Source organism: Paramagnetospirillum kuznetsovii (assembly GCF_003284725.1).
In the GTDB taxonomy this organism is placed as follows: domain Bacteria; phylum Pseudomonadota; class Alphaproteobacteria; order Rhodospirillales; family Magnetospirillaceae; genus Phaeospirillum; species Phaeospirillum kuznetsovii.
The window spans coordinates 45,746-64,695 of the sequence record NZ_PGTO01000016.1 but is presented as its reverse complement, the minus strand read 5'-3'; the positions used below and the strand labels follow the sequence as shown (position 1 = coordinate 64,695).

Genomic DNA, 18,950 nt, shown 5'->3' with positions numbered 1-18,950 from the left:
CCAAATCCTCCGTTACTTCAGCGTCGACAGATAAGCGACAACATCCTCCACCTCCTGGGCCTCCAGGAAGGTGGTGCCTTCAAGCCCCTTGGCCACGCGGTTGAGCGTGCTTTTGTAGAAGGACGGCATGATGGTGTCGGGATTGAGCACCTTGGGATCGACCACCCGCATGCGCAGTTCGGCCGGCGTATAGCGCGAGCCCACGGTGGCCAGGGGTGGCCCGATATCGCCATGGTCGGCTTCCTCGGGGATGGGCATCACATGGCAGGTCAGACAACTGCCTTTCTTGATGACGATCACCCGGCCACGGACCGGATCGCCCTTGACCTCGGTCAGGGGGGCGCGGCGGGTCGGCTCCCAAATGGAGGGATCGGCGGGCTTTTTCCGCTGGGCGGCATCGGCGGCGCCGACGACAGCCACGGTCAGCGCAAGCGCCAAAACGGCGCGCGGCAAGGACGTCCCCATCATGTGACCTCCCGGGTCATTCTTGTGCCGATCATTATTCGACCGATCCTCTTTATAGTTAATCAAACTCGAATATAAGGCAAGCCTTCATGAGGGCATACTCATGCATCGAGGCCTATGCCGAGGGCATTAATACGTTCATAGAGCGAAGCCGTGGAAATTCCCAGCCTCCAGATGGGACGCGACCATGGCCTTGGTGGTGATCGCCGCCCACTATCGGGCCGGTTTGGTCTAATATGGACGCGAAGAACGGCGGCGGACCAACGTCGCCTCGGATCGGCAATCAATGCCGACGCGCCATCCTGGGAGGATTCCGACCATGCCGCTCATCAATCACCCCTTTCTCGGCTCTGGCCGTAATCAGGCGCGGGGCAAGGTGGTCACCGCCGAGGCGGCGGTGCAACTGATCCGCGACGGCGACACCGTCGCCACCGGCGGCTTCGTCGGCATCGGTTTTGCCGAGGGCATCGCCGTGGCGCTGGAAGAGCGCTTCATGACCACCGGCGCCCCGCGTGATCTCACCTTGGTCTATGCCGCGGGCCAAGGCGACGGCAAGGAGCGCGGATTGAACCATCTCGGGCACGAGGGGCTGCTGAAAAAAGTCATCGGCGGCCATTGGGGCCTGGTTCCCAAGATCCAGAAGCTGGCCATGGATGGCAAGATCGACGCCTACAACCTGCCCCAGGGCGTCATCACCCATCTGTTCCGCGACATCGCCGCCCACAAGCCGGGGCATCTGTCCCGAGTCGGGCTGGGCACCTTCGTCGATCCCCGCTTCGGCGGCGGCAAGATCAACGAGCGCACCACCGAGGATCTGGTCCGCCTGATGCCCATCGATGGCGAGGAGTATCTGTTCTACAAGACCTTCCCCATCCATGTGGCCATGGTGCGCGGCACCACCGCCGATCCCGACGGCAACATCACCATGGAGCGCGAAGCCCTGACCCTGGAGGCGCTGGCCATCGCCATGGCGGCGCGCAATTCCGGCGGCGTGGTCATCGTCCAGGTGGAGCGGCTGGCCGAGCGCGGCTCGCTCCACCCCCGCCACGTGAAGATTCCCGGCATCCTGGTGGACTGCGTGGTGGTGGCCAAGCCGGAACACCACTGGCAGACCTTCGCCGAACCCTATAGCGCCGCCTTCAGCGCCGAGCTGAAGGTTCCCATGACCTCCATCGAGCCCATGGAAATGAGCGAGCGCAAGATCATCGCGCGCCGCGCCGCCATGGAATTGGAGGTCAACGCCACCGTCAATCTGGGCATCGGCATGCCCGAGGGCGTCGCCGCCGTGGCCGCCGAGGAGAAGGTCATCGACCTGCTGACTCTCACCGCCGAGCCCGGCGTGGTGGGCGGCATTCCCGCCGGGGGCCTGAATTTCGGCGCCGCCGTCAACCCCCAGGCCATCATCGACCAGCCCTATCAGTTCGACTTCTACGACGGCGGCGGCCTCGACATCGCCTTCCTGGGCCTTGCCCAGGCCGACCGCGAGGGCAATCTCAACGTCAGCAAATTCGGCCCCCGGCTGGCCGGTGCGGGCGGCTTCATCAATATCAGCCAGAACGCCAAGAAGGTTGTGTTCGTCGGAACCTTCACCGCCGGTGACCTCCAGATATCATTAGGCGACGGCAAGCTTTCCATCCTTAACGAGGGCGGCTGCGTCAAATTCGTCGATCAGGTCCAGCACCGCACGTTCTCCGGCTCCCTGGCGGCCAAGGCGGGGCGGCCGGTGCTGTTCATCACCGAGCGTTGCGTCTTCCGCCTGGTGACCGGCGGCCTGGAATTGATCGAGGTGGCGCCGGGCATCGACCCCGAGCGCGACATCTTCCCCCATATGGCGTTCCGCCCGGCCATCAGCCCGCATCTCGCCCCCATGGACGAGCGCATCTTCCGGGCCGAGCCCATGGGCTTGCGCGACGATCTGCTGAGCGTGCCCATGGACAGCCGCTTCACCCTGGATCTGGAGCGCGGCATCATCTTCATCAACTTCGAACGTCTCAGCGTGCGCACGCTCAAGGACGTGGAAGCCATCCACCGTCAGGTCGAGGCTAAATTACAGCCGCTGGGGCGCAAGGTGATGGCCATCGTCAATTACGACGAATTCGTCCTCGCCCCCGAGGTCGAGGCGGAATACCTGGACATGGTGCGCGACGTGGTCAGCCGCTTTTACACCCACGTCACCCGCTACACGACCAGCGCCTTCCTGCGCATGAAGCTGGGCGACGCTTTGTCGCGGCGCGGGGTCTCCCCACATATTTTCGAGACCGTCGACCAAGCGACCGAGCATTTGGAATGATCCACCTCGGGCGGACTCTCTTTTACGGCTTCTTCTTGGTGCCGTATTGGAGCACTTGGACCTTTTCCAAGGTAACCAGTCCGCTGCCGATCATGCCGTCCAGCAAGGGCAGGAAGCTATCGATCTTGTCTTGGGTATCGACGATCTCGATCACCACCGGCAGATCGGCGGACAGATCGAGGATCTTGGCGGTGTGGATGCGGGTGGAATGGCCAAAGCCCAACGGCCCCCGCAGCACGGTGGCCCCCGCCATCTGCATCTCGCGTGCCTTCATCACCACCGCCTCGTAAAGCGGCTTATGACCGCACTTTTCCTGTTCGCCGACGAAGATTCGCAGCAGCACCGCGTCCCGAGGCAATTCCATGGCGGTCCTCCTAATCGTTCAGAAGCATGGCCCCGGCATGGCCGAGCCAGACGCCGAACAGGCAAAGGGCGACGGATAGCAGGATATTGATCCCCGCCCACAGCCATTCGCCGTCCTGCACCAGAGTCAGGGTCTGAAGACTGAAGGAGGAAAAGGTGGTATAGCCGCCGCAGACCCCCACCATGAAGAATTGGCGCCATTCGCCGGGAACGAACACCCGCCCCTCCGGCCCGGTCAGGGTTCCGAACAGCCCGATGGCGAGCGAACCGGTGACGTTGATCACCAATGTCCCCCAAGGAAAGCTCTGCCCCACCCAGACCGCGATCATACCGGACAGCCAATAGCGCAGCGTCCCGCCCAGAGCGCTCCCCATGGCCACCAGAAGATAGGTCATCGCGTCCCCTAAACTCATCCCGACAGCGACGCGTTCGCGCGCTTCCATGCTCCATCGGGCGCAAAACTCTAGGCTGTCGGGCATTGACGGTCAAGAACGCCCCCGGTCGGAACAGGCTCCGCTCTATTCCGGTTCGACGCCCAGACGGTCGCATTCGATCTTGGGGCAGCGGTCCATCACCACCGTCAGCCCCGCCGCCTCGGCGCGGGCGGCCGCCTCGTCGTTGCGCACTCCCAACTGCGTCCACAGCACCTTGGCGCCGATGGCCACCGCCTCGTCGGCAACCGCCCCCACCTGATCGGAATGACGGAAGACATCGACCATATCCACCGGCTCGGCGATTTCGGCCAGACTGGCCCGCACCGTCTCCCCCAGAATCTCCTGCCCGGCGGCGGCGGGATTGACGGGAATGACCCGGTAGCCCTTGGCCTGAAGATATTCCATCACCATGTGGCTGGGGCGGTTGGATTTGGAGCTGGCTCCCACCATGGCGATGGTCCGCGTATGAGCGAGAATGCGCCGCAGCAGGGCGTCGCTGTAAACGAGTGGGGGGCTGTCGGTCATGGGAGGTCTCTCACTGGTGCCGAGGAAATCGGCAATACCATAGCACGGCGTCTCGCCGATAACCCCCATCTCGGACGCGCCGAATGGACATGGCGACCATCTGGCGGCGGCGGCTTTTCCCCTGGTCGAGGAAATAGCGCGGACCATCCGTAAGTTCATGACGAGGGACCGGAGCGAATGCTATACAGCGACCCCAGAATTGATCAACCGATGCCTTCGTTTGTGCCAGCAAAGAGAAACCGCCGATGCTGATCGTCTTGACCTTTCCCTTGTGGATGCAAGCATTGCTCACCATCGGCGGCGCCCTGGCGGTAACGTTCACGCTGCGGCTGACGATATCTCGCCTACCGGTCGGCCCCCGCCTTGATCGCGCCCGTGACGCCGCCAGCGCCCTGCGTCAGCCCGCCACCGCCTTTGTCGCCCTGACCCTGGCCATGAGCGGCGTCGAGGTTATCAACGAATATCACCGTGCTGGGGCCGATGCCGGTCGCGAGGCCGGAGTACTCGAGCGACTGTATCGGGACTCCGAGGCCTACGGCGGAGCCGAGGCGTCCGCGTTCAGCACCGCGCTGGTGACCTATGTCCGGGCGGTCATCGACGACGAATGGGCCGCCATGCAGGAGATGCATGAACACCCCGGGACCAAAGCGCTGTTCGACCAGTTGTTCGCCACCTCGCACCAGATGCATGCCGCGGATTCCCGCGAGCAGATCTGGTTGAACGATATCATCGGCCAGCTCAACCTGGCCGCCGATCTCCGCCGTGCCCGCATTTCCCACGCCCAAGCCAATATGCCGTGGATCTTTTACATGGTCGCCATCGGCGGTTCGATGGTGGTGCTGTGTTATGCGTCGTTGTTGCCGCCCGGCCCTGGCGCCGAACCGGTCCTGGCGGGCTATGCCCTGGTCATCGGCTTGACCATCCTACTGGTGGTCAGTCTGGACCTTCCCTTCAGCGGCACGCACGGTGTCAAGGCCGACGACTTCAAGGCGGTGCTAGAGAACATATGTCTAAAAACAAGCTGTTAGATTCAGCCCGCGCCCAGGCTCGTCTTGCCGCCCCACATTGTCCCTATGCGGATTCTTCCAGCAAGAGCGCCATGCGGACCAAGGCCGACAGGCTTTCCGCCCCCATCTTATCCATCACCCGTGCCCGATGGATTTCCACCGTCCGGACGCTGATATTCAACTCCGCCGCCGCCGCCTTGTTGGAGAGGCCGCGCACGATGAGCGCCATCACCTCGCGCTCTCTTGGAGTCAATTCGCCCACACGCATGTCGATATCGTCGCGCCGCTGACGATCGCGAAACGCCCGCTGCCCCCGGTTCAGGGCGTCGCGAACATTGGCCAGGAACAGCGAATCGTCGAACGGCTTTTCGATGAAATCAGCGGCGCCCCCTTTCAAGGCCTGCACCGCCATGGCCACATCGGCATGCCCCGTGATGATGATCACCGGCAATTCCGGCGCCCGATCCCGAAGAACTCTCAATAGATCCAGCCCACTCATGCCCGGCATGCGCACATCGGCCACCACGCATCCCGGATCGGACAGGTCCGCCCCGGCGAGAAAGCTCTCGGCGCTGGAAAAAGAGCGCACCGCCAGACCGGCGGAATCCAGCAGCATGGCGAGGGAATCACGCACGCCCTGATCATCGTCGATCAAATGAACCATGACTTCGGCCATCACACCTCCCCACTGGCTATGGCAATCTTCGGAAACGCAAAGCGAAACACGCAACCATCCGCGCTGCTGGCCGCAAGCCAGAGCCTTCCCCCATGAGCCTCAACAATAGTACGACTGATTGAAAGCCCCAAGCCCATACCCGTCGATTTTGTCGTGGTGAACGGCTGATACAGGCGTGAGAGCTGATCCTTATCCATTCCGGGACCGCTGTCGGCCACTTCCATCAACACCTCGCCCTCGGGGGTGACCAAGGCCGACAGGACAATCCGGCGGCGCGGAGAATCCGCCGCGACAATGGCATCGACAGCGTTGCGCACAAGATTGACCAAGACCTGCTGGATCTGGATAGGGTCCACATTGACCATGGGAAGCTGCTTGTCGAGCATCACCTCGATGTCGATCCCGGCCGCCAAGCATTCCGGCGCCACCAGTCCGATGGAATCGTTGAACAGGCTACCCACGGATTGCGGACGAATATCGAGTTCGCCTTGACCGATGAATTCGCGCAGCGTGCGGATGATCATTCCCGCCCGCTCGGCCTGGGCCGCGGCCCCGTCCATGGCGGCGCGGACCTTGTCCTTGTCCATGTCAGGCTTCGACAACAGCCGCTGGGCCGCCCGCGTATAGTTGACGGTGGCCGCCAGCGGCTGGTTGAGCTCGTGAGCCAAGGCCGCCGCCATTTCACCCGCGGTGGATAGCCGAGAGGTCCGCGCCAATTGATCCTGCTTGATCCGCAGTTCTTCCTCGGCGCGGCGCCGCTGGCTCACGGCCGATCCCAGGAACAGGGTGGAGATGGTCAGAGACAGCATTCGGTATTGATAGGCCATCACCGCCTGGGGATCGGTGACCACCACCATAAAGGCCACCGCGATGGAACATTGCATCAGCACATTGATGGCCGCCGCGCCGCGCAGGCCGAAACGGGCCGCCACCCAGATCCCCGGCAGGAACATCAGATAGAATAGCTGCAAGCCTCCGCTGGACATGCGGCCGAAGTTCAACCCCAGGACAACCGCCGTCACCGCGATCTGAAGCGCGATTTCGATCAGGGATCGCGGCGACGGGTTGCCCCACCCACGCCGCAGGACCAGGACAAGTGGGGTCACCACCATCACTCCGATCATGTCACCGACCCAACTACGGGCGATTTCACGTCCGACCGCCTGCCCTTGGGGATTGTCGGCCCACATATGGGCCAGCACATGACCGCCCGCTTCCACCATCGCCGCCATGGCGACCACGACGATCATGACGAACAAATCGTACTGATTGGTAAGCCGCAGATTCACATGCCGCCTTAGAAAGGCGGCGGCCGCCGCCCAAATGGTGGCAACGATCAATGGCTCCACCAAGGGAACAAGGCCGACAGTGTCCTGGAACACCAAATCGCCGACCTCGCCCATGAAGACCAGAGGCAGGAACTTCATTCCTCCCAATAAGAGGGCGGCGAAGGCTAGGCCGATGAAGGGATCCCACGGCGCGCCAGAAGTGCTGCCATGGGCATGGGTATAGCCGCCCCATTCGGCCATGCCGTAGGCAATCAACAGACCCAAGGCCATCAGCAATATATTTTGGTTTTTCATCCGCGCTTTTGCGACATCAGTTGGGCCAGTTCCACCGCCGTCCTGACTCCCATCTTCTCGAACACATGGGCGCGATGAACCTCCACCGTGCGCATGGTGATTCCAAGATCGTCGGCGATCACCTTGTTGAGCTTGCCCGCCAAGACGAGGTCCATCACCTGGCGCTCGCGCAGGGTCAGACTGGCCTCGCGGGCGGCGACCGACGCGGCGCCCGCCTCGCTTTCCCTCTGCTTGGCGTCCCAGGACAGGGCATCGATGACGCGATCGACCAGATCATTGTCGTTGAACGGCTTTTCGACGAAGTCGCGGGCACCCTTCTTCAATGCCTGTACCGCCATGGGCACATCGCCGTGACCGGTCAGGAAGATCACCTGCAAGCGCGAGCCCAGTTCCAGCAAACGGTCGAACAGTTCCAACCCGGTCATGCCGCCCATGCGGATGTCGAGCACCAGACAGCCGCGCCGCTGAGCATTCCAGCCCGAGAGAAAGTCTTCGGCCGAGGCGAAGCTTTCCGCGACGATGCCGCGCGATTGAAAGAGCCAGCTCAGGGCGTCCCTGATGGCGTCATCGTCATCGACGATATAGACCGATCCCACCGTCATGACGAACTCTCCGGCAAGGTGAACAAAAAGACCGCACCGCCATCGGGATTGGGCTCGAACCACAGCCGTCCGCGATGGGATTCGATGATGGACCGGCAGATATTCAACCCCATTCCCATGCCTTCGGCCTTGGTGGTGAAGAAGGGGGTGAACAGGCTTTCCGCCACGTCCACCGGGATACCGGGGCCGTGATCGGCGAAGCGCACATGGGCGATGCCATCGCGCGATTCCACCGAGACGCTCAGCAATCGGTTGGACCTGGAGGACTGCCCCATGGCCTCCATGGCGTTGCGGGCGAGGTTGAGGACCACTTGCTCGATCAAGATCCGGTCGGCATCGACCTTGGGAGAGGCCGGGTCCAGAGCCAGATCAACCCGAATGGAGCGCTTGCGCGCCTCGGCCTCCAGGAAGCCGATGGCGCCTTCGACCACGTCGTTGATGGCGCACGGCGCCACCAGGGGGTCGCTCTTGCGCACGAAGTCGTGGATGCGCCGGATGATATGCCCCGCGCGTTGCGCCTGCACGCCCAACTTGGTCAGCGGCGTGGTCAGTTCATCCACCTGGGCATCACCCGCGGCAAGGCGATTGAGGCAGCCGGTCGCATAGCTGGCGATGGCCGAAAGCGGCTGGTTCAATTCATGCGCCAAGGTCGAGGCCATCTCGCCCATGGTGATCAGCCGCGATGTCCGTTGCAGCTTCTCCTGATGCTGGCGCCCGAGTTCTTCGGCCCGCTTGCGTTCGGTGACGTCGAGAACCGAGGCCATCCAGCCGGTATGGCTGCCGTCGGCGTCGATCAGCGGCGCTTCGTAGATCAGGGCGTTGAAGCGCTCGCCGTTCTCGCGCTGGAACACCATCTCGAAGCCGTCAGGTGGCGCGTCGCCCCGCAGCACCGCCTGATGCAGCGCGAAAGCCTGCTCGATATCCTCGGGAACCCAATAGGGCATGGGCGGCAATCGCCCCACCAAATCCTCGGCCTTCCACCCCACCATGCGGCAAAAGGCGGGATTGACATAGGTGATGCGACCAGCCAGGTCGCGGGCGCGCATGCCCACGGTCAGCGAGTCCTCCATGGCCTTGCGGAAGGCATGTTCCGCCCGCAGGGCCTGTTCCGCCGCCAGACGTCGCCGCAGATGCCGCCGGACCGCCCACAGGCTCCATACCGCCGACAGCGCCAGGGCGAGAATGGCCGCCGCCAGGATATTGCGCAGCAGATGGGGATCGCTGCGCTGGACGGTGGCGACCAGGGTCAGCCCCTGGCCCGGCGGCTCGAAGCGAAGCGAATGCGACTGGCCGGTCTCGGCGGCCTGAACTTTCGACCTGCCCGCCAGGATGGCGCCGTTGCCGTCCATGACCTCCAACTGATAGGTCTGGGCGAACCACCACGGCACATGGTGGGCCAACAGCGCATCCAGCGAGAAGACGCCGACGACCGCGCCGACGAACTGCCCCCCCCGGAATACCGGAACCTGGGCCTCGAACAAAGTGCCACGCCCCTCGTTGAGATAGGGCGATCCAAAGACCTCGCGGCCCAAAGTCCTGATCAGGGTGAAGGTATTGCGCCATTCCGGATCGGTTCCCTTGTCGGGATCGCCGTCGCCGGGCGGCACCGTCCGGAATGCCGCCCCGTCGGCCTGACGCAGAATGATCCTTTCCAGTTCCGGGCTGTTACCCAAAAGACTGCGGGCCTGAAACCCGAAGGAATCGGCGCCGAACCCTTCCCGTCCGGCCAATTCCGCCAATTGCCCCAGACGCTCCACATCGGATTCCAGGTTGAAGTGCAGGTTCTGCTCCACCCACAGAATATCCTGGATCAGGGCGCGGTATTCGTCCTCCATCTCGTTGTGATGCAGCAGCCACAGCAAGACGCCCAGCAGCATGACCACCAGGCCCATGGCGATCAGCGGCATGATCTGAATGGCGTCCCGGCCACGGAAAGGCTGGAGCGATATCATCGAAATCCCATCTGCGCGCCCCTAGCCAAAAGCCCCAATGGCGACGATATGAGAATCATATATAGTTGGGGAAAATAAGCCAAACTGGATAATCTGGGAGGAGTCCACAATGAAGCGAAGCACTTTCCTTGCCTGCCTTACCGCCGCCCTCATGTTAAGCGGCACGGCCATGGCACAGCAGGCCCCGCCCATCGTCATCAAGTTCAGCCACGTGGTGGCCCCCGACACCCCCAAGGGCAAGGCCGCCGAGTTCTTCAGGAAATTGGCCGAGGAACGGACCAAGGGCCGCGTCAAGGTCGAGGTCTATCCCAATAGCCAGCTTTACAAGGACAAGGAAGAGATGGAGGCCCTGCAACTGGGCGCCGTCCAGATGCTGGCCCCGTCCCTGGCCAAGTTCGGCCCGCTGGGCGTCAAGGAATTCGAGGTCTTCGACCTGCCCTATATCTTCCCGTCCAAGGACGTGCTGCGCGCCGTCACCGAAGGCCCGCTGGGCCTTAGCCTGCTGAAAAAGCTGGAAGGCAAGGGCATCATCGGCCTGGCCTATTGGGACAACGGCTTCAAGATCATGAGCGCCAACAAGCCGCTGAAGAAGCCCGACGACTTCAAGGGCGTCAAGATGCGCATCCAGTCCTCCAAGGTTCTGGATGCCGAAATGCGTTCGCTGGGCGCCCTGCCGCAGGTGATGGCCTTCTCCGAGGTCTATCAGGCCCTGCAGACCGGCGTGGTCGACGGCACCGAGAACCCGCCGTCGAACATGTTCACCCAGAAGATGCACGAAGTGCAGAAATACGCCACCATCTCCAACCATGGCTATCTCGGCTATGCGGTGATCGTGAACAAGAAGTTCTGGGAAGGATTGCCGTCGGATATCCGCGCCACCCTGGAAGGGGCCATGAACGAAGCCTCCCGCTTCGCCAACGCCATCGCCCAGACCGAGAACGACGACGCCTTGAAGGCCATGCAGGCCTCTGGCAAGACCGAGTTCTACACCCTGACCGCCGACGAGGCGGCGGCGTGGCGCAAGGCCATGCTGCCGGTCCATGCCGACATGGAAAAGCGGGTCGGCAAGGAGCTGATCGACGCCTTCTACAAGGAAGCCGCCAAGCTGGGCTTCAAGAACTGACGAGAAGAAGCGGCCCGAAAGGGCCGCTTCCCGCCGGTCATGTTCAGTCCACTCGCCTTGGGAGGGGCCCGTGCTGAAAGTTCTCGATCACCTCGAGGAATGGTTGATCGCCTTCCTCATGGCGACGGCGACGGCCATCATCTTCGTGGCCGTCCTGCAACGCTACGCCGCGGGCACATCCCTCCTTTACCCCTTGGTCGGACACTGGGATTTTTCCTGGGCGCAGGAACTGTGCATCATCATGTTCGTATGGATGGCCAAATTCGGCGCCGCCTACGGCGTGCGCACCGGCATCCATGTGGGCGTCGACGTGGTCATCAACCGGCTGTCCACTCCCTGGCGATTCAAGTTCATCGTCTTCGGCCTGCTGGCTGGGGCGCTCTTTACCGGAATCGTCGCCACCATGGGCGGATCCTTCGTGTGGGAAAACGGCGCCCATTACGCCTTCGTCAAAGCCTTTGGGCTGCCCATCGGTGATCTGTATGAAGGCCCCATCACGCCGGACATGGAAGCCCCCACCTGGATCGTCTATTCCGCCATTCCGCTGGGTTCCGCCCTGATGTGCTTTCGCTTTCTCCAGGTCTGCGTCGCCTTCGTGCGCACCGGCGAGTTGCCCCACCATGACCACGGTCATGTGGAGGGGCTGGAGGAGGATCACGACGATCCCCAGCGCGCCGCCCAGGATATCAACTGGTTCGAGATGGCCGACAACCTGCACCCCAGAGGCTTGACCGACGAGGGCGGCGATCCATCGCTGGGAGAGGGTGACGGCGCCAGGGCGGGTAAGAGCCGCCGCCCCATGGAAGGCGGCGACGCCTCCGCCAAATCCGGGGAGGACTGCAAATGAACGCCGCCATCATCTTCGGCTTGCTGACGGTGCTGATGCTGACCGGCATGCCCATTTCCATCTCGCTGGGCCTGACGGTGCTGACCTTCTTGTTCACCATGACCCAGGTTCCCATCGAATCCGTGGCCTTGAAGCTGTTCACCGGCATCGAGAAGTTCGAGATCATGGCGATCCCGTTCTTCATCCTGGCCGGCAACTTCCTGACCCATGGCGGCGTGGCGCGGCGTATGATCAATTTCGCCTCCGCCATGGTGGGACATTGGCACGGCGGCCTTGGCTTGGCGGGCGTCATGGCCTGCGCCCTGTTCGCCGCCGTCTCGGGATCGAGTCCGGCGACGGTGGTGGCCATCGGCTCCATCATCCTGCCCGCCATGGTCCGCCAGGGCTTCCCCAACCGGTTCGGCGCCGGAGTCATCACCACCTCGGGCGCCCTGGGTATCCTGATCCCACCCTCGCTGGTGATGGTCATGTATGCGGTGGCCACCAACACCTCGGTGGGCGCCCTGTTCATCGCCGGAATCATTCCCGGCCTGATGCTGGCCACCGTGCTCGGCGCCGTGACCTGGTACCTTGCCTGGCGCAATGACTATCCACGTCTGAAGCCCGCCAGTTGGACGGAGCGCATCCGCACCTTCCGCGAGGCCATCTGGGGACTGGCGCTGATCATCATCGTCATCGGCGGCATCTATAGCGGCATCTTCACCCCCACCGAAGCCGCCGCCATGAGCGCGGTCTACGCCTTCTTCATCGCGGTCTTCGTCTACAAGGACATGCCGCTGAAGGGCGTGCCCAAGATTTTGCTGTCCTCGGCCTCCATGTCGGCCATGCTGCTCTACATCATCACCAACGCCGTGCTGTTTTCCTTCGTGCTGGCCAACGAGAACATTCCCCACGCCATCGCCGATTGGATCGTCGGCAAGGATCTCGGAATCGTCGCCTTCCTGCTGGTGGTCAATGTGCTGCTGTTGATGGCGGGCAATTTCATGGAGCCCAGCTCCATCGTCCTGATCATGGCCCCCATCCTGTTCCCGGTGGCCATGAAGCTGGGGATCGACCCGGTGCATTTCGGCATCCTGATCGTGGTCAACATGGAAGTGGGCATGTGCCACCCGCCGGTCGGCCTTAATCTCTATGTGGCGTCCGGCATCACCAAGATGGGCATCACGGAATTGACCATGGCGGTCTGGCCATGGCTGCTGGCCATGCTGGGCTTCTTGTTGATGATCACCTATATCCCCATCATCTCCATCTGGCTGCCCAAGACCCTGGGCGTGATGTAGCGCTTGCCCCCCGGCTTCGGCCGGGGGTCATTTCTTTCGCAGATGCTTTTCCATCTGGGCGCAAGGCTCCTCGCGCGCGGCCTTGCCGGTGAACCAGACCGCGTCGAACGGCGCGGCTTGTCCGTCGAAGCGGGACGCCGCCGCCGCGTCGGTCTCCGTGTCGTCCACCTCCAGGAACGCCACCGCCAGAATCCGAATACTGGGAACCATGTCGCGCAGCCGCGCCGGAGCCCCCCGATCGGACCGAACATGGCCGGACCCCGCGATCAGCACCACCGGCCCCACCTCGGGCCTTGTGGCCTGCATGGCGACCGCCTCTGCCAGGGCGGCGTCGCGGGCCCGCTGCACCCTGACCATGGGGGCCACGGAATCCTCGGGCAGCAGGTTGCAATGGCCGTCGCGAATCTCCTTGGCCATGGCCGCCTGGACGGCGGCGGAGGGAGCCTCGTCGAGGCCGTAGCGCGCCCTGGTGTCGGCACTGTCCTTGCCCTTGGCGATGTCGCGGGTGGTCGCCAGCGGCAGATTAGCCGCCACCAGACCGCCACCACCGCCCAGGATCGCCTCGGCGATGGGCCGATAGAGCGACCAGTCGGGCCAGCCGCGCTTTTCCCAATCCAGGGCTGTACCCAGCACCGCCAAGTCTCCGGAATTGGCGTCCAGATCACCCTGCCGGTCGGTATCGACCATTTCGAAGGCGGCGACGGGGCGCCGTCCGGCGGCGACGAGGCGGCGGACCACCCAGGCCTGAAGGGCATGGTGGTCGGGATTGTCGTGGCTTTCCCCCAAGGCCACGATTCCCGCCGACAACGCCTTGGCGGCCAGTTCCTCGGCGCTGACCATGCGACGTTCCTTGGGCAGCCAGATTCGTCCCGCCAGGGGCGACGCGCTTGTCAGACCGGGAGCGGGCGGAGGCTCCGCCGCCGCGAGGGCAAGGGGAAACAGGCACAACAGAGCCGACGCGATGAATCGAACAAGCGTTCGCGTCGGCTGGTCAATCGGATGGGCTTGCGTTATGGTCATACCAAACCCTTCTAAAGAAGGACACTATCCTTGGGAGGATACATGAACAGGTTCGCACTCGCGGCGATTCTCGCCGTCTCCGTCGTACTGCCCGCCAAAGCCGAGCAGTTCGTCAACATCCTGACCGGCGGTACCAGCGGCGTCTACTACCCCATGGGCAATGCCCTGTCGTCCATCTACGGCAAGGCCATTCCCGATGCCCGCGTCACGGTCCAAGCCACCAAGGCCTCGGTGGAGAATCTCAACCTGCTTCAAGCCGGTCGTGGTGAACTGGCCTTCACCTTGGGCGATTCCCTGACCCAGGCCTGGGAGGGCGTCGAGGAAGCGGGCTACAAGACACCGCTGAAGAAGCTGCGGACCATGGCGGCCATCTATCCCAATTACATCCAAATCGTCGCCACCGCCGATTCCGGCATCAAGACCCTGGCCGATCTCAAGGGCAAGCGGGTGTCGGTCGGCGCCCCGAAATCGGGGACCGAACTGAACGCACGCGCCATCTTCAAGGCGGCCGGCATGAGCTATGCCGACATGAAGGTGCAGTACCTGCCCTTCGGCGAATCGGTGGAACTGTTGAAGAACAAGCAGTTGGACGCCACCTTGCAATCGGCCGGTCTCGGCGTTTCCTCGCTGCGCGACCTCGCCAGCGGCGAGGACATCGTCATCGTTCCCATCCCCGCCGACACCATCGCCAAGACGGGCGATCCCGCCTATATCGCCTCGGTGGTTCCCGCCAATACCTATCGCGGCCAGACCGCCGACGTGCCCACCGCCGCCGTGCGCAATTTCCTGGTCACCCACGAGGGCGTTCCTGACGCCGTGGTCTATGCCATGACCAAATCCATGTTCGCCAACATGGCGGAATTGCAGTCGGCCCATGCGGCGGCCCGCGAAATCATACCCGATCAGGCCGCCAAGTCGCCCATTCCGCTCCATCCGGGCGCGGCAAAGTACTACCGCGAGGCGGGACTGTTGAAGTAGGCCAAGCAGCGGACAGGGGGAGAGGGCGACGTGAACAGCACCGACGACGTCATCGATGCGGCTGAGATCGACACCAAGGGCGAAGTCTTTGGGCACGGCGTGGAAAGCCGGGCCATGTTCTGGATCGCCATCGTCTTCTCCACCTTCCAGATCATCACGGCGGCCTATGCGCCGCTGTCGAGCCTGCCGGTGCGCTCCATCCATGTGGGCTTCCTGGTTCTGATGGTCTTCGCGCTTTATGCCGCCAAGGAACGCGACCAGCCGTTGAAGGCAGCCTGGAGCTGGCTGCTGGGCGCCACGGCGGCCGCCACTTCGCTCTATCACCTGATGTTCGAGGGCGATCTGGTTCAGCGCTCGGGCGATCCCTCGACCGCCGATCTGGTGGTCGGCGCCGTCGTCATCGCCCTGGTCTTCGAGGCGGCGCGGCGCCTGATGGGCCTTGCCCTGCCGCTGCTGTGCGGCGGCTTCGTGCTCTATGCCATGCTGGGGCAATACCTGCCCGCCCCGCTGAACCACCGGGGCTTCGGCTTCGATCAGATCATCAACCAGTACTTCCTGGGGACCGAGGGCATTTACGGCATCCCGTGCTATGTCTCGGCCACCTATATCTTCCTGTTCATCCTGTTCGGCAGCTTCCTGGAACAGGCGGGTATGATCCGGCTCTTCACCGACGTGGCGCTGGGCACCGTCGGCCATACCAAGGGCGGCCCCGCCAAGGTGGCGGTGATCACCTCGGGCCTGATGGGCACCATCAACGGATCGGGCATCGCCAATGTGGTGACCACCGGCCAATTGACCATTCCATTGATGAAGCGTTTCGGCTATCGCGCCGAATTCGCGGGCGCGGTGGAGGCCACCGCCAGCATGGGCGGCCAGATCATGCCGCCGGTCATGGGCGCCGTCGCCTTCATCATGGCCGAGACTCTGAACATCTCCTATGCCGAGGTCTGCAAGGCCGCCGCCATCCCTGCCCTGCTCTACTATGCATCGGCCATCTGGATGGTCCATCTGGAAGCGGGCATCGCCGGACTGCACGGCATTCCCAAGGACCAATGCCCCAGCGCGACGGCCGCCCTGAAGCGCCAGTGGTATCTGGTGGTGCCCATGGCGGCGCTGGTCTATCTGCTGCTGGCCGGGTTCACGCCCATGTATTCGGGCACCGTCGGCTTGGCGCTGACCGCCATCGTCATCCTGGGCAGCTCGGTGGCGGCCAATATCGGCGGCATGGCCGGTCGCTTCATCTTCTGGGGCGTACTGGGCGTTGCCTGTTCCATGTTCTTCAAGCAGGGCATCAACGCGGTGGTGCTCACCGTCGCCCTGCTGGTCGCCGTCAACTTCTTCGTCAAGGGCGGCCGCGAGACGGTGGGAATGACCGTGCGCGGGCTGGTGGAAGGTGCCCGCAGCGCCGTTCCGGTGGGCGTCGCCTGCGCCCTGGTCGGCACCATCATCGGCACCATGACGCTGACCGGCATCGCCGGAAGCTTCACCCAGGGGCTGGTCAGCCTGTCGGGCGGCTCGCTGTTCCTGACCTTGATCTTGACCATGATCGCCTCGCTGATCCTGGGGATGGGCATTCCCACCATCCCCACCTATATCATCACCTCGTCGCTGGTGGCCCCCATGCTGTTGAAGATGGGCGTGCCGCTGGTGGTGTCGCATATGTATGTGTTCTATTTCGGCATCCTGGCCGATCTGACGCCGCCGGTCGGCCTTGCCGCCTTCGCCGCCGCCTCCATCGCCCGCGCCCAGTTCTTCACCACCGGCTGGTGGGCGGTGCGAGTCGCCATGGCAGGCTTCGTGGTGCCGTTCATGGCCGTCTACGACCCCTCGCTGATGATGGTCACCGGCAGCCTTGGCGACACCGCCTATATGGTGGTCAAGGCGCTGGTCGCCATCGGGCTGTGGGGCGCCGCCACCATCGGATTCCTGCGGGAGCGTCTTGCCCTATGGGAGCGCGCCATCGCCGTGACGGCGGCCTTCCTTCTGGTGGCGGCAATCCCCTGGACCGACGAGTTGGGATTCGCCCTGGCGGCGGCATTTGCCGCCTGGCATTGGTGGCGGACCAAGGCGGCGTGAGCGGCCTGTGCGCCATCCTGGCGGGCGGCTTGGCGGTTCTGACGGCCTCGGACTCGTTTCAACTGGCGTGGAACCACTCCGTCGAGAAGGTGGAGTGGCGCGAGGACTGGCGGATCGAAGGCGGCATGCTGCGGCTTGAACAAGCCTCGGTCATGGGATCAGGCGCGGGCATGGAACCGCCGCCCGAGGCCCACCGGCATGGGAACCGCTGGGTCTGGTCCCCCAAGGTCGAGCAAAGCGAGATCCTGCTGGCCCTGTCGGACTTCACCGCCGATTGGCGGCTTTGCGCCGACGGGTCATGCCGCGCGTTGCGCGGGCTCATGGCCGGGGAAACGGCGCGGCTGGTGGCGTGCCCCTAATGATACGGCTCGCCCTTCAAACCGATGCTCCCTGTCATCCCGAGCAAAAGCGAGGGATCTCCGCTTGAGATGGCGGTTCAGTATTGGAAAAGCCTTGCCAGAACGAGACCCCTCCTCCCGATGGTCGTCGGGATGACGGGTCATTTCGTAGGCGGCTTCCGCCTCTAAAGTCCCCGCTCGAAATCGGCGGGCGCGCGCAGATAGGCGTTGAAGATGTCGGGCAGCTTCTTGCGCAGATCCTCGTCGGGATCCTCGGCATCCAGCTTGGCGACCTTGATCTTCTCGCAGAACATCTTGATCAGCTTGTTATTGCCGGGAATGCCGAAGATCTCGGCGAATTTCTCCTCGCCCAGCCTCTCGCTGCCCACTTCGAGGATGATAGGGATCTGGCTGAACTGTAAAAAGCGGACGAACTGGTTGATGGATTCGCCCGACAGGATGTGGAGATGCGACGCCATCTGTTCCAGATCCTTGGCGTTCTGGACCTCCATGGCTTCCAGGCGTTCGCAATCGACGCACATTTCCCAGAATTTCTCGCCCATCTTGTCATAGACGGTGCCGTGCAGATAGTCGTAGCGGTCCTTGCCCAGGAAGGCGACACCCTTGGCGGCCAGCGGCTGGGTATCGAGCATTTCGCGCATCATATCGTCGGACAGGATGCGCTTGGCGGAATCCATGCTCTGGCGGCCGATATCGGCCAGGGCGGCGATGCCCTCGGCGGTGCGCAGCGTTGTCACGCCACGCCCCATCTCGCGGATCAGCTTCACCGGCAATTCAGCGAAACAGGGAATCAGCGGCACCTGCCAGTCGAAATCCAGGTAGTCCTTGATGGCGTCATAGAAGGTATCGGCATGGGTCGGCGACGGCTTTGGGACTTCCATGTCGCCCCATTTTCCCGAGACCAGGGCCGATATCTTTTCCAAGATGGTCTTGGGCTCGGATTTGACCGGAGCGGCCTTGGCCTTGGCGGCTTCGGCATCCGCCGGAGCATAGCGCTTGGTGGCATAGGCCTTGGCACCGGACCGGACCACCATGGAGATGATCTGATCGACGCTGCGGCCGCAACGCAGCGGCTTGTCGTCCTCGGGCACCAGATTGCCCGCTTCGTCCACCAGGAACTCGGCGAACATGTCGCGCCGCGTCTTGACCAACTGCATGCAGGCATACAGCAGATCGGGCGTCGCCAGCACCGAGTTGTAGGGATTGGGAAAAGCGGCCAGCGCCGGGATCAGCTTGGTGACCTTTTCGGTGATGGGCCCCTTGATGGTGGTAATGATCTCCTTGCGGAGCGCCGCATCCTTATCGACGGGCTTCGCAGCCTTCTCCCCCGGCTTGGCAGCCTTTGGGTTCGTTGCCATCGTTGTCTTTCC

The 18,950-nt window shown here is 63.3% G+C and carries 18 protein-coding genes; 8 read left to right on the top strand and 10 right to left on the bottom strand.

Translation table 11 applies throughout. From position 1 onward, the window contains the following. Positions 1 to 12: 12 nt before the first annotated feature. Positions 13 to 468, bottom strand: a complete 456-nt coding sequence (soxX, locus tag CU669_RS16435; RefSeq protein ID WP_112146683.1) for a sulfur oxidation c-type cytochrome SoxX — start codon at positions 466 to 468, stop codon at positions 13 to 15. A 316-nt stretch (positions 469 to 784) separates the two neighbouring features. On the opposite strand from soxX, the gene CU669_RS16430 reads away from it, so the two are divergent. Next, positions 785 to 2,755: an acyl CoA:acetate/3-ketoacid CoA transferase gene (locus tag CU669_RS16430; RefSeq protein ID WP_112146682.1), complete on the top strand. Its 1,971-nt coding sequence runs from the start codon at positions 785 to 787 to the stop codon at positions 2,753 to 2,755. Positions 2,756 to 2,777: 22 nt separating this feature from the next. On the opposite strand, the gene CU669_RS16425 is transcribed toward CU669_RS16430, so the two are convergent. The 3 genes from CU669_RS16425 to CU669_RS16415 all read right to left on the bottom strand — a co-directional run bounded on the left by CU669_RS16425 (position 2,778) and on the right by CU669_RS16415 (position 4,077). Then, positions 2,778 to 3,119: a DUF190 domain-containing protein gene (locus tag CU669_RS16425; protein ID WP_112146680.1), complete on the bottom strand. Its 342-nt coding sequence runs from the start codon at positions 3,117 to 3,119 to the stop codon at positions 2,778 to 2,780. A gap of 10 nt (positions 3,120 to 3,129) precedes the next feature. Further along, the gene (gene crcB, locus CU669_RS16420) at positions 3,130 to 3,513 is read right to left on the bottom strand and encodes a fluoride efflux transporter CrcB (protein ID WP_112146678.1); all 384 of its coding nucleotides are present in this window, start codon (positions 3,511 to 3,513) and stop codon (positions 3,130 to 3,132) included. 123 nt (positions 3,514 to 3,636) lie between these two features. Further along, entirely contained in the window at positions 3,637 to 4,077 is a 441-nt protein-coding gene (locus tag CU669_RS16415; RefSeq protein ID WP_112146676.1) for a CoA-binding protein, read from the bottom strand. 245 nt (positions 4,078 to 4,322) lie between these two features. Here CU669_RS16415 and CU669_RS16410 point away from each other — a divergent pair, with 245 nt between their 5' ends. Further along, positions 4,323 to 5,105, top strand: a complete 783-nt coding sequence (locus CU669_RS16410; RefSeq protein ID WP_112146674.1) for a bestrophin-like domain — start codon at positions 4,323 to 4,325, stop codon at positions 5,103 to 5,105. 43 nt (positions 5,106 to 5,148) lie between these two features. On the opposite strand, the gene fixJ is transcribed toward CU669_RS16410, so the two are convergent. The 4 genes from fixJ to CU669_RS16390 are packed head-to-tail and all read right to left on the bottom strand — an operon-like array spanning position 5,149 to position 9,897. Next, complete coding sequence (fixJ, locus tag CU669_RS16405) at positions 5,149 to 5,760, bottom strand: response regulator FixJ (RefSeq protein ID WP_112146672.1); 612 nt, start codon at positions 5,758 to 5,760, stop codon at positions 5,149 to 5,151. Next, entirely contained in the window at positions 5,760 to 7,343 is a 1,584-nt protein-coding gene (locus tag CU669_RS16400) for an ATP-binding protein (RefSeq protein WP_112146670.1), read from the bottom strand. Before CU669_RS16400 ends, fixJ begins: the two co-directional genes overlap by 1 nt. Continuing rightward, a complete protein-coding gene (locus CU669_RS16395; protein WP_112146668.1) occupies positions 7,340 to 7,945 on the bottom strand; it encodes a response regulator transcription factor in 606 nt (201 codons plus the stop codon). Before CU669_RS16395 ends, CU669_RS16400 begins: the two co-directional genes overlap by 4 nt. Further along, complete coding sequence (locus CU669_RS16390) at positions 7,942 to 9,897, bottom strand: sensor histidine kinase (RefSeq protein WP_112146666.1); 1,956 nt, start codon at positions 9,895 to 9,897, stop codon at positions 7,942 to 7,944. Before CU669_RS16390 ends, CU669_RS16395 begins: the two co-directional genes overlap by 4 nt. Before the next feature lie 109 nt (positions 9,898 to 10,006). On the opposite strand from CU669_RS16390, the gene CU669_RS16385 reads away from it, so the two are divergent. The 3 genes from CU669_RS16385 (at position 10,007) to CU669_RS16375 (ending at position 13,147) form a co-directional block, all read left to right on the top strand. Next, positions 10,007 to 11,020, top strand: coding sequence for a TRAP transporter substrate-binding protein (locus tag CU669_RS16385; RefSeq protein WP_112146664.1), 1,014 nt, complete (start codon positions 10,007 to 10,009; stop codon positions 11,018 to 11,020). A 70-nt stretch (positions 11,021 to 11,090) separates the two neighbouring features. Beyond that, positions 11,091 to 11,867 carry a TRAP transporter small permease gene (locus CU669_RS16380; RefSeq protein ID WP_192884629.1) on the top strand — a complete coding sequence of 259 codons (777 nt, stop codon included), beginning with the start codon at positions 11,091 to 11,093 and terminating at the stop codon, positions 11,865 to 11,867. After that, entirely contained in the window at positions 11,864 to 13,147 is a 1,284-nt protein-coding gene (locus tag CU669_RS16375; RefSeq protein WP_112146662.1) for a TRAP transporter large permease, read from the top strand. Before CU669_RS16380 ends, CU669_RS16375 begins: the two co-directional genes overlap by 4 nt. Positions 13,148 to 13,174: 27 nt before the next feature. Here CU669_RS16375 and CU669_RS16370 read toward each other — a convergent pair whose 3' ends face one another. After that, positions 13,175 to 14,167, bottom strand: coding sequence for a ChaN family lipoprotein (locus tag CU669_RS16370; protein ID WP_112146661.1), 993 nt, complete (start codon positions 14,165 to 14,167; stop codon positions 13,175 to 13,177). A 42-nt stretch (positions 14,168 to 14,209) separates the two neighbouring features. Here CU669_RS16370 and CU669_RS16365 point away from each other — a divergent pair, with 42 nt between their 5' ends. Genes CU669_RS16365 through CU669_RS16355 form a run of 3 tightly spaced genes read left to right on the top strand, consistent with a single transcriptional unit; the run spans position 14,210 to position 17,580 of the window. Next, a complete protein-coding gene (locus tag CU669_RS16365; RefSeq protein WP_112146659.1) occupies positions 14,210 to 15,145 on the top strand; it encodes a TAXI family TRAP transporter solute-binding subunit in 936 nt (311 codons plus the stop codon). Between the two features lie 30 nt (positions 15,146 to 15,175). Continuing rightward, a complete protein-coding gene (locus CU669_RS16360) occupies positions 15,176 to 17,221 on the top strand; it encodes a TRAP transporter permease (protein WP_205119478.1) in 2,046 nt (681 codons plus the stop codon). After that, positions 17,218 to 17,580 carry a DUF1850 domain-containing protein gene (locus CU669_RS16355; RefSeq protein WP_112146710.1) on the top strand — a complete coding sequence of 121 codons (363 nt, stop codon included), beginning with the start codon at positions 17,218 to 17,220 and terminating at the stop codon, positions 17,578 to 17,580. Before CU669_RS16360 ends, CU669_RS16355 begins: the two co-directional genes overlap by 4 nt. Before the next feature lie 164 nt (positions 17,581 to 17,744). On the opposite strand, the gene CU669_RS16350 is transcribed toward CU669_RS16355, so the two are convergent. Beyond that, positions 17,745 to 18,938 (bottom strand): hypothetical protein, encoded by a 1,194-nt coding sequence (locus tag CU669_RS16350; protein ID WP_112146657.1) that lies wholly within the window; start codon positions 18,936 to 18,938, stop codon positions 17,745 to 17,747. Between the last annotated feature and the right edge of the window lie 12 nt (positions 18,939 to 18,950).